The 14,134-nt window shown below is 67.6% G+C and carries 10 protein-coding genes; 3 read left to right on the top strand and 7 right to left on the bottom strand.

The annotated features are described in order from the left end of the window. Positions 1-2: 2 nt before the first annotated feature. Positions 3-713: a sensor histidine kinase gene (locus tag L8H00_RS03120; protein ID WP_242095749.1), complete on the bottom strand. Its 711-nt coding sequence runs from the start codon at positions 711-713 to the stop codon at positions 3-5. A gap of 167 nt (positions 714-880) precedes the next feature. Here L8H00_RS03120 and L8H00_RS03115 point away from each other — a divergent pair, with 167 nt between their 5' ends. Then, on the top strand, positions 881-3,118 hold the full coding sequence (locus L8H00_RS03115; protein WP_242095748.1) for a CheR family methyltransferase: 2,238 nt from the start codon (positions 881-883) through the stop codon (positions 3,116-3,118). A 22-nt stretch (positions 3,119-3,140) separates the two neighbouring features. On the opposite strand, the gene L8H00_RS03110 is transcribed toward L8H00_RS03115, so the two are convergent. After that, the gene (locus L8H00_RS03110; protein ID WP_242095747.1) at positions 3,141-4,148 is read right to left on the bottom strand and encodes a chemotaxis protein CheB; all 1,008 of its coding nucleotides are present in this window, start codon (positions 4,146-4,148) and stop codon (positions 3,141-3,143) included. Between the two features lie 120 nt (positions 4,149-4,268). Here L8H00_RS03110 and L8H00_RS03105 point away from each other — a divergent pair, with 120 nt between their 5' ends. Beyond that, positions 4,269-5,708 (top strand): HWE histidine kinase domain-containing protein, encoded by a 1,440-nt coding sequence (locus L8H00_RS03105; protein ID WP_242095746.1) that lies wholly within the window; start codon positions 4,269-4,271, stop codon positions 5,706-5,708. Then, entirely contained in the window at positions 5,689-6,072 is a 384-nt protein-coding gene (locus tag L8H00_RS03100; RefSeq protein WP_242095745.1) for a response regulator, read from the top strand. The genes L8H00_RS03105 and L8H00_RS03100 overlap by 20 nt, the downstream gene beginning before the upstream one ends. Before the next feature lie 229 nt (positions 6,073-6,301). Here the strand turns inward: L8H00_RS03100 and L8H00_RS03095 are convergent, their stop codons facing one another. The 5 genes from L8H00_RS03095 to L8H00_RS03075 form a co-directional block, all read right to left on the bottom strand. Continuing rightward, entirely contained in the window at positions 6,302-7,444 is a 1,143-nt protein-coding gene (locus L8H00_RS03095) for a hypothetical protein (protein ID WP_242095744.1), read from the bottom strand. A 589-nt stretch (positions 7,445-8,033) separates the two neighbouring features. Continuing rightward, positions 8,034-9,005: a DUF2891 domain-containing protein gene (locus L8H00_RS03090; RefSeq protein WP_242095743.1), complete on the bottom strand. Its 972-nt coding sequence runs from the start codon at positions 9,003-9,005 to the stop codon at positions 8,034-8,036. Further along, entirely contained in the window at positions 9,002-9,901 is a 900-nt protein-coding gene (locus L8H00_RS03085) for a DUF979 family protein (RefSeq protein WP_242095742.1), read from the bottom strand. The genes L8H00_RS03090 and L8H00_RS03085 overlap by 4 nt, the downstream gene beginning before the upstream one ends. Continuing rightward, entirely contained in the window at positions 9,898-10,554 is a 657-nt protein-coding gene (locus tag L8H00_RS03080) for a DUF969 domain-containing protein (protein ID WP_242095741.1), read from the bottom strand. Before L8H00_RS03080 ends, L8H00_RS03085 begins: the two co-directional genes overlap by 4 nt. Next, complete coding sequence (locus tag L8H00_RS03075) at positions 10,554-14,123, bottom strand: hydantoinase B/oxoprolinase family protein (RefSeq protein ID WP_242095740.1); 3,570 nt, start codon at positions 14,121-14,123, stop codon at positions 10,554-10,556. The genes L8H00_RS03080 and L8H00_RS03075 overlap by 1 nt, the downstream gene beginning before the upstream one ends. Positions 14,124-14,134: the final 11 nt, after the last annotated feature.

Raw genomic sequence — 14,134 nt, 5'->3', positions numbered from 1 at the left:
GCTTAACTGAGGAAAGGTTCGCCTGTTGTACGGTCGCTAACCTCAAATGCTATGCGGCAGATCAAACCGCCAGGAACAAACTCGAAACGTGTATCGGCATTGAGCTGGTACGGCAGAGCGTTCTCGATGAAGTCGCGTCCGAAGCCGCTGCCGATCGGCGCTGACGCTACGATCGGGACGCCGCTTTCCGCCCATTCCAACTGCACCGACTGGCCCTTATTCTCCCAACGCACGCGTAGCCGCCCGCCCGCTGACGGATGGCCGACGACGCCGAACTTGACCGAATTGGTGGCGAGCTCATGCAGCGCCAACCCGATCAGGCCAGCGACCCGTTGTTGAAGCAGCACCTCGGGGCCCGTCACCTCGATGCGTTCATCCGATCCCAGCGCCATGGAGAGCAGCTCGTCCCAGATCATCGTCTCGAGGTCGAGGCGGGGCTGGCTGCCGATGGCCAGCCGAGCGTTGTAGCGGGCCAGGGTGTCGAGCCGCCCGACGAAGTGATCGCGTGCATGCTCGACCGTTTCGGCGTTGTCCATGGTGCGCAGGAACACCGAGCGGGTAATCGCCAGCGTATTTCTGACCCGGTGCTCCAATTCGGTGCGAAGCGCCGCCTCTCGCGCTCGGGCGGCATCAAGGGCGAGGTGTGCGGCCGCAAGCTGGCCCGCCATGTCGGTAGACTCGGGGGACGAATCCGGCAGGGAACCTGTAGTCATCACGCTTCACTCGTTTGGCTGCCCATTGGAGCAGTAACGTTCAACGGGTCCGCGCGTGCCGTGGCGCCCCGCAATCTGCCCAAATTACTGCGCGATCTCTGCTTGGTGTGCGTTCCACTCCCGATTACGGTGGCGCCGCGCCACCCTGCGCACCACCGAAAGCTCCGATGACCGACAAGACACCGCTCGATCCGCCGTTCGAGGCCCTGTTGCAACACATCCAGGAAAGCCGCGGGCTCGACTTCCGCGGCTACAAGCGCACCAGCCTGAAGCGCCGGATCACGTTGCGCATGGAAGCGGTCGGCGTGGACAGCTTCGAGAGCTACCAATCGCACCTCGAGGCCGATCCCGGCGAGTTCGAGAACCTGCTCAACACCGTGCTCATCAACGTCACCTCGTTCTTCCGCGACGAGGAGGCTTGGGAGGTGATGAGGGACGAGGTGATCCCCAAGGTGATCGCGCGCAGCGAGCCCGACCAGCCGATCCGCGTGTGGAGCGTCGGCTGCGCCTCGGGCGAGGAGCCCTATTCGGTCGCGATGATGCTCGCCGAAGCGCTCGGCAAGGTCGATTTCTGCAAACGGGTGAAGATCTACGCCACCGACCTCGACGAGGATGCGTTGAAGGTCGCCCGCCTCGCGACATATTCGTCGCGCGACGTCGAGAATGTCCCGGCCAAGCTGCTGGAACGCTATTTTGAGCGCACCACCAACCACTACGTGTTCGAACGCGACGTGCGCAAATGCGTGATCTTCGGCCGCCACAACGTCGTCCACGACGCGCCGATATCGCGCATCGACCTGCTGATCTGCCGCAACCTGCTGATCTATCTGGAGGGGGAGACGCAGGGAATCGTCCTACCGCGCCTGCATTATGCGCTCAACAACGACGGCTTCCTATTCCTCGGCAAGGCGGAGACGCAGCTTGCTCGCTCGCCGCTGTTCCGCGCCGTCGATACCAAGCATCGCATTTTTGCCAAGGTCGCGCAGGAGTGGCGCCGGCCGATCGCCACCGGGTTCCGCGAAGCTCGCCTGCGCCGCGCCGACATGCCGCTGCCCAACGCGCTGCTGCTCGAATCGGCGCTCAACGAGGCGGGCACCGCGATGCTGGTGGTGGACGAGACGGGGACGGTGGCGCTCGCCACAAACCCGGCGCGTCACCTGCTAGGCGTGGGCGACGCCGATATCGGCCGCCCGTTTCAGGACCTGCCGATCTCCTATCGCCCGATCGAGCTGCGCGGCCCGATCGAGGAGGTGTTCCGCACCCGCCGGTCGGTCCGGCTGGAGGATCAGGAACACAGACTTAACCAATCGGAGGTGATCCGCCTGACCGTCGACGCGCGCCCGCTCGCCCGGCCGGACGGCAGCGTTCATGCGGTGCTGCTCGCCTTCAACGACACCACCCTGCTGCACACCATGCGGATCGAGCTCGAGGCGGTGCAGGAGACGCTGGAGAACACCATCGAGGAACTCCAGTCCGCCAACGAGGAGCTGGAAACCACCAACGAGGAGCTTCAGTCCACCAACGAGGAGCTGGAGACCACCAACGAGGAGCTGCAATCCACCAACGAGGAACTGGAGACGCTCAACGAGGAGGCGCGCTCCAGCAACGAGGAGATGGAATCGGTCAACGAAGAGCTGCGCATCCAGGCCGAGCAGGCGACCAGCTTTCGGCTCTACCTGGAGGCGGTGCTGCGCAGCATGAACGGCGGCATCGTCGTCGTCGACGATAAGCTCGACATCCAGAGCTGGAACCGGTGGAGCGAGAACACCTGGGGCTTGCGCGCGGACGAGGTGGTCGGAACCAGCTTCGACGCGCTGGACATCGGCGTGCCGGTGCATCTCCTCCGCGACGCCATGGCCACGGTTCGATCGGGCGGCGAGGCGCAGGTCGAGCAGGCGCTGGAAGGCATCGACCGTCGTGGCCGGCGCATCCTGTGCAACGTCACCTTGTCCGGGCTGATAGACGAGAACGGGCGCAATCGCGGGCTGGTGCTGCTGTTCCAGGACGTCACCGGCGAAAACCGTCGCGACGAATTCAGCCGCTATCTCGGCCGGATCATGGGCCGGGCGCTGAACGAGATCTATTTCCTCGATCCGGTGACGCTGCACTTCACGCTAGCCAACGACGGCGCGGAGAAGAAGCTCGGCTATTCGGCGCAGCAGTTGGAGCTGGTGGCGTTTCCCGACGTGCTGGCGGGTGTTTCGACCGACGACGTTCGCGCATTGCTGGCGCCGCTGTTCAACAAGACCAAGCCGGAGATCGTGTTCGAGGCCGTGATCCGCGCGGCGGACGGTCACGAATATCCGGCCGAGCTCTGCATGCAGCTTTTCGCCGACGAGCATCCCCCGATCCTCGTCGTGATGGTGCACGAAACCAGCGAGCGCCAGCAACTACCGGCCGGCTGATCCCGTTATCAGCGGCGACGAGCTACGCCTCGCCCTCGCTCGGCTGCCGGCGCAGGCTGGTCATCGCGCGTTCCAGCACGGCAATCATGTCCTCCGACTCGCGCGATGCCTCCAGCCACCGCCCTTCGGCATGGGGCAGCCCGCGGGCATGGGCACTGTCGCGCATTTGCCCGAACAGCCGCACCCGGTCGCGGTGGGTGCGCGCGGCGACCGACAGCGCGCGCTCCAGCTCGTCCGTCTGCGCCGCCGCCAGCCCGAGCGGGGTGAAGGCGTGGCCGACCTGGCAGCGGAAGCGCAGCTCGTTCTCCACCGTGATCTCGTTGAGCACACCACCGCAATCGGGGCAGGAGATGTGGCTCGGCTCGCCGGGCGTGATCATGTTGCTGTCCATGACGGAAAACTCCTGCGCGGCCATCTCATCCTCGACTGCATATTCGTGGGGAAGCGGGATGCCGACGCCCGCCTCTTCGCGCACTAGCCGGGCGAGCAGCGCGCCCAGCTCCTCCAGCGGCAGCTTGTGGTCGACATGATCGCGCTTCAGCGCGTTCTGCGGCATGGACGGCCATTCGGCGTCCTTGGGATCCTGGATCACCGACAACCCGCCGGCGGCCTTGATCGCGATCAGCCCGTCGGTGCCGTCGTCGAGCAGCCCGGTCAGCACCACCCCGATCACGCGCCCCCCATAGGCAAGCGCGGCCGATCGGAACAACGCGTTCACCGCCGGGCGGGTGCGGTTCTCATGCGGACCGCGCCGCATCAGCACCTTGCCGGGGCGCAGCAGCATGTGAAGATCCGGCGCACCGACATAGATGCGGCCGGGCGCGATCGCGTCGCCGTCCTGCGGCGAATGGGCGGGGAGCGGCCCCGCGCGGTTGAGCAGTTGCGGCAACAGGCTGCGCGTCACCGGCGACAGGTGCTGGACCACCAACACCGCTGCCGGGAAGTCCGCCGGCAATTGCGCACACAGCCGTTGCAATGCGTCAACGCCGCCTGCCGATGCACCGATCACCACGATATCCTTGAGCGCCATCATAATCCTTCGCAACCGGGCAACGATTTGCGCGCTTTGGCGGGCGCATGCACGGGAAAAGAAAATGATCAGGCCGGTGCTTTTCCGCTGCCGGTGCGTTGCACGATCGAGGACCACCCTATGGCGGCGTCGACATCCGGTATTCACGAAGACGAGCGCTCCAGGCTGCTGGACGAGAACGAGCAGTTGCGGACATCGCTCGAGTCGGCGCTGGAGGAGAATAGCCGGACCGTCGAGGATCGCGACCGCCTGCTGCGGCGGGTGACCGTGCTGGCGCGCGAGTTGCAGGCCGCGAATACGGCTCAAGGCGTGCTTGCCGCGGCTACTTCCGCACCGGGTCGTTCCACCGACGAAAGCGAGTTCAAGCAGAGCCAAGCGCACGAAGAGCTTCAGGTGGCGTTCGAGGGGTTGCAGGTCCTCTCCGAAGAACTGGAGGTTGCCAACACCAATTTGGAACGGGCCAACGAGGATCTGGAGGGCCGTATCCAGGCGCGCACCCGCGAGATCACCGCGACCAACGCGGCGCTACGCCGGACGGAACTGCGCCTCACCACCCTGATCGAGGGAATGCCGCAGCTGGTCTGGCGTGCGGCCGATGGCGGTGAATGGACCTGGGCCAGCTCGCAATGGACCGGCTACACCGGCCTGTCGGACGAGGACAGTCGCGGCATGGGCTGGCTGGAGGCCTTTCACCCGGATGATCGGCAGGCGGCACTCGACGCTTGGAGCCGCGCCGAGAAGCATGACGGGCTGAGCTTCGAAGCCCGATTGTGTCAGGCCGGCAAGGGCTATCGCCATTTCCAGACCAGGGCCACGCCGGTGCGCACGCCGGACGGTGCCGTGCTGGAATGGCTCGGCACGTCCACCGACGTAGACGACATCATCCGGCTCCAGGAGCAGCAGTCGGTGCTGATGAACGAGCTTCAGCACCGCACCCGCAACCTGATGGCGGTAGTGCAGGCGGTGATGTTGCGCACCTTGCGCGGCAGCAGCTCGCTGGAGGAGTTCCGCCGCTGCATCGATGATCGCATGAGCGCGCTCGCGCGGGTTCAGGGTCTTTTGTCCCGGCGCGGCGCGCATCGGGTGGCGTTCGATGCGTTGCTTCGCGAAGAGCTCGGCGCGCATCTTGATCTCGATGCCGACGGCAATGCGCCGCAGATGACTCTGAGCGGACCGCGTGGCGTGCCGCTCGAAAGTTCGCTGGTGCAGACCTTCGCGCTCGCGCTCCACGAGCTGGCGACCAATGCCGCCAAATACGGCGCGCTGGCGACGCCGGCCGGCCACCTCACCGTGCGGTGGGAAGTCGTCGCCAACGACAAGGGCGAGGCCCAGCTCCACGTCGACTGGCGCGAAACTGGGGTGGCAGACCTGCCCGCGCCCGGCGACAAGCCGCGCGGCGGCGGCTATGGCCGGGAGCTGATAGAACGCGCGCTGCCCTATCAAATGGGCGCCAAGACAAGTTTCGCCTTTACCGGCGATGGCGTTCATTGCACGATAAGAGTCGATGTGCCGCGGGATAGTACGCGCCGGGAGGCCCACCATGTCCGAACACCAGCTTGACGGTCGCCGCATCCTCGTCGTCGAGGACGAGTATCTGATCGCCGACGACCTGCGGGGCGCGCTGCTCGATGCGGGGGCAGACGTGCTGGGCCCGGTGCCGACGCTCGATGCCGCGATGTCTCTGGTGGCGGCCGAGTCCCGGCTAGACGGGGCGCTGCTCGACATCAATCTCCGTGATACTATGGTGTTCGATCTGGCCGACACGCTGACAGGCCGCGCAGTGCCTTTCGTGTTCGCCACTGGCTATGACGATTCTGCCATCCCCGACCGGTTCGCCGATGTCCCGCGGCTGGAAAAGCCGGTGAAGCCCCGCAAAATGCTTGCCGCACTCGGCCCTTTGTTGGGCGGCCAGGCTAGTCGTTGATCCAGGCCGCCTCCGGGACTATGGGGAGGACCCACTCGTGAACGAGGCGGGAATATTGGCGCGTGCTCATGTGGCTCATGTAATCGTTCCGACTGGGGGAAGACATAGTCGCCCAGCGTGCCGCCGCGCCGCTCTAACACTACTTTGGCAGGTTGAAGGAACCGGAAGGAATCGTTGTTGATTCCGGAGGCATGATGGGCTGACCGGGACGATGCGCGATGGTGGCAATTCAGCTTCGATGTCGGATGATTGCCGGAGACTGCTGGTTCGGCGTGACCGGTTTACCTTCTGCCCAAACCGAAGCGGCATGCAAGCCGTAGTAGAGGGACATTAAGACCGTCAGGGTCGCGACATAGCGGACTAGCACCGCGCCGCCTGTCGCCCACGAGCCCGAAGCTGGACCGCGAAAGGCTTGCTGCAGCCGGGTTTCGCCCTGGAGCAGGGTCGCGACGAGGATGATGAGCACCGGAATATGGCCCACGATATCGACCATGCCGAACTCCGGCATCGCCATGACGAAAACGCCGGCAAGTAGGACCGCGGCGACGCGGACGAGAACCGCGCGACCTACGAGAAGGTAAAACGACAGGCTGAACTCGACGAAGCCGGCGATCGTGGTGACCGAGGTAAACGGGAATCCCGCCGTGATGGCTGGATGGTGCAGCAGGACGGCGATCGTCCACTGCGGAAACAGGAACTTCTCGACCGCAGTCCACATCAAGCTGAGGCTGAGGCTGGCGGTGAGGATCGAGACCCGACCCGACGCGAGCCGAAGGTGGCGCCGCAACGCTGGCTGCCCCAGCGCCACATAAGCTGCAAGCCCGACGAAGAATGTATAATCGATCATGTAGAACGCGCCGAACCGCGCCACGCCGATCGCAAAAAGCGTGAGGAGCCCAAATGCGGCCAGCAGCGATAGCCGCGGCACCAGAACCATGCCCGCGATTGCGAGCTGGAGCAGGCCAATCCAGTGGGCCCGGTCTACCATCTCCGGCGTCAGAACCGACCCGGTCGCGTCGTCGGCCCAGAGTACCACCGCCAGATCGCGCCACAGGCACACCGCATAGACCGCCAGGCCGACCCGGATGACGATATCCACCACAACGCCTCGTCGGTCGCCTTCGCGCGATGCGGGCACGTACCGGGCAAGGAGTGCATCGAAGCTGCTACCCGACGCTACCAAGGTCGCGAATCCGGCCAGGCACGCGAAGAACAAAGGGGAGAGCACCTGCTGCAGCGCTGCAGGCGGGATCGACGCGTCGATCGGGCCGCAGAACCATTTCACGTGCGCTTGGGCAATACCGGGCAGCAAGGCGAAGACCAGGATGGCTAGGCCATATCTTCGTCGGGCTCGAGAGAGGACGTCGGTCAAGGCAGCCTCACTCCTCATGCTCTTGAATACGTGCGGAGGGGAACGACGGACGCCTCCGGCCGACGATCTTTTGAGTCCTGATCGACCTGCGCTATTTCAAGCCACGTACCAGGCACAGTTGAGGTTCGAGGCGACCGCTCGACACGGCCGATTGGGAAGTAGTCGGGCTCACCTTTGCCGGGCTGTTCGTCGATGCCCTGGACCCATCGCAGACCAACGCGGGAGGCGGGCGGTCAGCAAGAGACCCCCAAGGACACCGACGCACACCGCAGCCGCGAAGAGGTCGGGGCTGACCGGGGCGATCAGCTCACCCGGCGCGAGCGCAGGGATCAGCCAGAGACCCGCAACGGGAACCCCGGTGACGACGGCAAATAGGAGTGCGGCGGTCCCTGCCTTCACCTGCTTACCTTGATAATCGGCAGCCGGTGACCCGGTAATGGTCGGTTCCATGACGACCAGCATAATTGGTCAGTGTTTTCAGCCCGTGAATGATCTTGTCACATGGATCGGCAGGGTCTCGCACGGCGGCCGATCATGCTCGAAGCCAGACGTGCGCTCCGTGGAGCGCGGCGAAGATCTGCAAGATGGTTCAGTGAGTCATCGCAAGCAACGCGAAGGTCGGGAGCCAGTGAGCGCCCATGTAGTTCGCGTCGAGATGGGGGAGGCTCGCTTCCAGATGGCGTCGTGCCGTGGTTTCGAGCGCGATGTCGCCGTCAGCGAGCGATCGCCAGCACCAGGCGCGGCTGAGATTGAGGCCGTCGAGATGGGCGATCTTGCCGTCGGTGCGGTCGGAGACGTGCACGGGGTGGAACAGCGTCGCGGGCTGGCCGGCCGCGAGGTCGGGCAGGAATGCCGCGAACCACGTCGCGAACGCATCCGGCGGCAGGACGCGGCGCATCAGCACCGCCTCGGTCAGGGTGGGAGAGAGGAAGTCGTCGCCCGACGGCTCCCACGCCTGACAGGCGCGATCGGCGCCGAACCAGTCTCGGGCGCGCGCGTCGATCAGATCGGCCAGACGCGGCTCGCGGCCCGTCGCCCAGTCGCGGGCGAGTACCAGCGCAAAGGCGGTGTTGAAATGGGTGCCGACCCGGATCGGATAGGTGAGCTTGGGCAGATAGGCGAGGAAGCGCGCGGCGAAGGCGCGGGCGAGCGGCGCCAGCGCCGCCGCCCAGGGCGCATCGTGGCGCTCCGCCTCGCCATGCAGCGCCAGCAGCCAGGCCCAGCCATAGGGACGTTCGAACCCACCGCTCATCGGGCGATCGAGATAGGCCAGCTCGCCGGCGACGAGCGCGGGCGTCAGCATCCTGTCGGCCAGCGCGCCGATCGCGCTCGCTTCCGGCAGATCGGGGAACATCCGTCGCAGTGTCAGCAATTGCCACCAGCCATGGACGCAACTGTGCCAGTCGAAGCTGCCGTGGAAGATCGGGTGCAGCGTCGTGGGCGGAACGGCGTCGGCGGGCCCGGTCAGCACCTGGTCGAGCTTGTAGGGATATTGCAGGCCGATATGCGCCAGCGTGATCCGCGCAAAGCGGCTCGCGATTTCAGTATCGAGCGTCGTCATCGGATCACCCACCACAAGAGCATGATGTTGAACAGCAGCAGCGGCAGCGCGGTCGGCACCTGCGCACGGATCACGCCATAGCGGTCGCGCAGATCGAGCAAGGCGGCGGGCACGATGTTGTAGTTCGCCGCCATCGGCGTGAGCAAGGTGCCGCAGAAGCCGGCGAGCATGCCGATTGCGGCGACCGGCGCGGGGTTGCCGCCGAAGTGGTGGACCAGCAGCGGCAGGCCGACTGCGGCCGCCATCACGGGGAAGGCGGCGAAGGCGTTGCCCATGACGATCGTGAACAGCGCCATGCCGACCGTGTAGGCCACGACCGCCCCGAACAGGCTGTCGCCGGGAATCGCTCGCCCGATCAGGCCGCCGACCACGTCACCGACGCCAGCCAGCGCGAACACCGCGCCGAGGCTGGCGAGCAGCTGCGGCATCAGCACGGCCCAGCCGATCTCGTCGAGCAGCCGCCGTCCGGCCCGCACGCCGGCGAGGGCCGGCGGGCGCAGGACCAGATGGCACAGCGCGAGCGCGACGAGGACGGCCACCGCAAGCGCCACCAATGTCGCCTGTTTGGGATCGACCCATGTCGGCAATTGCTTGAACAGGAGTGTGCCGCCGAGCGTCAGCAGCGGAATGGCGAGCGCGAGCAGGAGGAGCGGGCCATGCAGCACGGCCTGATCGGTCGCCTCGCCGCCCCGCATCCGCCCCGACGTCGCGATGCCGATCAGCGCGAGCACCAGCACACCGTTGCCGGTATCGCCGATCCGGTCGCCGGCGAAGAGGGACGTGGCGAGAAGCGCATGAAACAGCGCATTCGCCCATCGCCGGTCGACCAGTCCCGATACCGCACAGGCGGCGAAGAACGCGCCCGCGACGGCATAGACGAGGTTCAGCCCGATCATCGCGCCCGCCGGGCCAACCGGCGATCGAGCCACCACAGCCGCGCGCCGTGGATCAGGAACGCGGCGATGGCGGTGGGGATCGCCCAGATCGACAGATGGAACGGCTCGATATGGATGCCATAGCCATCGAGCACGCCCTTCATTAGCAGGATCGAGCCGATCGCGATGAAGATGTCCTCGCCGAAGAACACGCCGATATTGTCGGTCGCGGCGGCCAGAGCGCGCACCCGTTCGGAGTCGGCGCCGCCGCCCTGCCGCTCCGCCGCTGCCTCCGCCATCGGCGCGACCAGCGGGCGGACGGTCTGTGGATGACCGGCGATGGCGTTCAACCCTAGCGCGGCGGAGAGCTGGCGGAACAGCAAATAGCCGGCGAGGAGGCGTCCGACGGTGAGGCCCTGCAAGCCGGCGACGAGGCCGCGGGCGCGGGCCTGTAACCCGGCGCGTTCGAGCAGGCCGATCACCGGCAGCACCATATAGATGGCGGTGACGTAGCGCGTTTCGTTGAAGGCGTGCCCGAAGCGCGCGAGCAAGGCGAGCGGATCGAGCCCGGCGGCGAAACCGGTGACGAGCGCGGCGGCGGCGATCACCAGCAGCGGGTTGAAGCGCAGCAGGAAACCCAGCGCGATCACTGCGACGCCCGACAGGACCAGCATCAGCTCGCGCTCCCGTAACCGCCGCCGCCGGGCGTTTCGATGACGAAGACGTCGCCCGGCATCATCTCCGCCGAAGCGACGGCGTCGAGCGTCTCGACGCGGCCGTCGGCGCGTTCGATGCGGTTGGCGCCGACCGCGCCGTCGCCGCCGCCCGCCAGGCCGAAGGGGGGCACCCGGCGATGGTTCGACAGGATGTTGGCGCGCATCGTTTCGCGAAAGCGCACCCGCCGTGTCGCGCCGTCGCCGCCGGCCCATGCGCCGTCGCCGCCCGAGCCGCGGCGGATCGCGAAGGATTCGAGCAGGACGGGGAACCGCGTCTCGAGCACTTCGGGATCGGTCAGGCGGCTGTTGGTCATGTGCGTCTGCACCGCGCTCGCGCCGGCAAAGCCCGGCCCCGCACCGGCGCCCCCGGCGATCGTCTCGTAATATTGGCGGGTATCGTCGCCGAAGGTGAAATTGTTCATCGTGCCCTGGCTGGCCGCCATCGCACCGAGCGCGCCCATCAGCGCGTCGGTGACGACCTGGCTGGTTTCGACGTTGCCCGCGACCACCGCGGCGGGAAAGCGCGGGTTGAGCATCGATCCTTCCGGCACGATCAGCGTCACGGGGCGCAGGAACCCGTCGTTGAGCGGCGTGTCGGTGTCGACCAGCGTGCGCAGGACGTAGAGCACCGCCGCGCGCGTCACGGCGAGCGGCGCGTTGGTGTTGCCGGGGCGCTGGTCGCTGGTGCCGCTGAAATCGACGGTGATCGCGCCCGCCGCCCGATCGATGCGGACGGCGACGCGGACGACGGCGCCATCGTCGGTCGGGTAGGCGAATTCGCCGTCGCGCAACGCACCGACAACGCGGCGGGCGAGCATTTCGGCATGCGCCTGGACATGGTCCATATAGGCGGAGACGACCGCCAGCCCCTGTTCGACGACCATGCGTTCGAGGCCGGCGGCACCACGCGCGCAGGCGGCGAGCTGTGCGGCGAGATCGGCCATGTTCTGGTCGATGTTGCGCGCCGGGTGCGTGCCGCCCGCGAACAGCGCGCGCAGTTCCTCCTCGCGCAGCCGTCCGTCCGCGACCACCAGCACGTCGTCGAAGATCACGCCTTCGTCATGGATGCTGCGGCTGTCGGCCGGCATCGATCCGGGGCTGGTGCCGCCGACATCGGCATGATGGCCGCGCGCCGCGACGAAGAAGGCGGGAAGGTCTCCCCCGGCGAACACGGGCTGGACGACGGTGATGTCGGGCAGATGGGTGCCGCCGCGATAGGGATCGTTGACCGCATAGGCGTCGCCCGGGCGCATGCCGCGGCCATCCGACGTGCGGCTTGCGATCAGGTGGCGGACGCAATCGCCCATCGAGCCGAGATGGACCGGGATGTGCGGCGCATTGGCGACGAGATGACCGGCGGCGTCGAAGATCGCGCAGGAGAAATCGAGCCGTTCGCGGATGTTGACCGATGCCGCGCTGCGCTGGAGCGCCGAGCCCATCTCCTCCGCCAGCCCCATGAACAATCCCGCGAAGATCGCGAGCCGGACGGGATCGGCCGCAGCGTCGGCGGTGGCGGTGGCGACGCGGGTCGCCGATCGGGTCAGGCGGAGCGTGCCGTCGTTCAGCACCGATGCCGTCCAGCCGGGCTCCACCGCGATCGTCGAGGTCTCGTCGACGATCAGCGCCGGACCATCGATGCGGGCGCCGGGGCCGAGCGTGTCGCGGCGGTGCAGGGGCGCGTCGTGCGTCGTGCCCGCCATCGTCACCGCGGTCGTTTCGACCGTCGCGGTGCCACCACCCGCACGAGTCGGCGCCGGCGTGGCGGTGGCGAGGATCGCCTCGACCTGGAGCCGCTCGACGATCAGCACGTCGTCGCCGTCGAAGCCGAACCGGTCGCGATGCGCGGCCGCGAAGTCCGCCGCCATCGCGGCAACGTCGCCGACCGGCACGTCAATCCCCTGATCGGTGCGCGCGTGGCGCAGCGTCGCGATCGCCGCGATCGTCGCGTCGGGGCCAAGCTGCTCTGCGGCGTCGGCGGACAGGTCGGCGAGGCTCTCGCGCCACGCGGGCTCGGACAGCGGCACGCCGATCGTCCGCTGCCGCATCGTGCGGCGGTCGGCGAGCGCGATGCCCCAGGCCGACAGGACGCCGGCGAGGGGGTGGACCAGCACCGCGGTCATGCCGAGCGCGTCGGCGACGAGGCAGGCGTGCTGGCCGCCGGCGCCACCGAAGCTCATCAGCGCATAGCTGGCGGGATCATGGCCGCGCGCGACCGAAACCGCCTTGATGGCATTCGCCATGTTGGCGACCGCGATGTCGACCAGGCCCTGTGCGGCGGCCAGCGGGGCTGGGCGGGTGCCGGTCGCCGCCGCGACCGCGTCGAGCAGCTGGTCGAGGCGCGCCTGCGCGGCGTCGCGGTCGAGCGGCCGGTCGCGATCCGGCCCGAACACTGCCGGGAAATATGCGGGGGCTATCTTGCCGAGGATGAGGTTGCAGTCGGTGACGGTGAGCGGACCGCCGCGTCGGTAGCAGGCGGGACCGGGATCGGCGGCCGCCGATTCCGGGCCGACGACGAAGCGGCCGCCATCGAAGCGGCAGATCGATCCTCCGCCGGCCGCCACCGTGTCAATCCGCAGCATCGGTGCCGAGACCCGGACGCCGCCGATCACGGCCTCCTGCCGGCGTTCGAAGCTGCCCGCCCAGAGCGACACGTCGGTCGAGGTGCCCCCCATGTCGAAGCCGATGACGCGCGCCACGCCCGCCGCCTGCGCGCCCGCGGCCATGCCGACGATGCCGCCCGCCGGGCCGGACAGCAACGCGTCCTTGCCGCTGACCGCGTGCGCTTCGGCAAGGCCGCCCGAGGATTGCATGAACAAGGGCGCGCCGCCGAACGCCACCGTCAGGCCGTCGACATAGCGGCGCAGCACCGGCGACAGATAGGCGTCGGCGGTCGTCGTGTCGCCGCGCGCGATCAGCCGGACGAGCGGGGAAAGGCGATGGCCGACCGACACCTGCGGAAAGCCGATTTGCGTGGCGAGGTCTGCCAGCGCCTCTTCGTGCGCGGTGTGGCGCCAGCCGTGCATCAGGACGATGGCGATGCTGCGCAGCCCGTCGTCGAACGCGGCGCGGAACGCCGTCTCCGCCGCGTCCAGGTCGAGCGGCCGGATGGTCGCGCCGTCGACGTCGATGCGCTCGTCGATCTCGATCACGCGCTCGGGCAGCGGCGGCGGCTTGCGGATCGCGCGCGCGAAGATGTCGGGCCGGTCCTGATAGCCGATCGCCAGCGCATCGCCGAAGCCGCGGGTGATCGCGAGCAAGGTGGGCTTGCCGCGGCGTTCGAGCAGCGCGTTGGTGGCGACGGTGGTGCCGATCCGCACGGCGATCGGCGGCAGCGGCCCGTAGCCCACGCCGCTCAGCCGCCGCACGGCCTCGACCGCGGCATCGTCATATCGGCCGGGATCGACCGACAGCAGCTTGGCGACCGCGATCGTGCCGTCCGCCCTTTCTGCTACGACGTCGGTGAAGGTGCCGCCCCGGTCGATCGCGATGCGGCGCAAGGGGGAGGGCGGTTCAGCGGGAGAGGCCATGATGGACTATC

Source organism: Sphingomonas sp. CROZ-RG-20F-R02-07 (assembly GCF_022662335.1).
Lineage (GTDB): Bacteria > Pseudomonadota > Alphaproteobacteria > Sphingomonadales > Sphingomonadaceae > Sphingomonas.
Note: the sequence above shows the minus strand (reverse complement) of the source record. Positions and strands in the feature narration are given on the sequence as shown.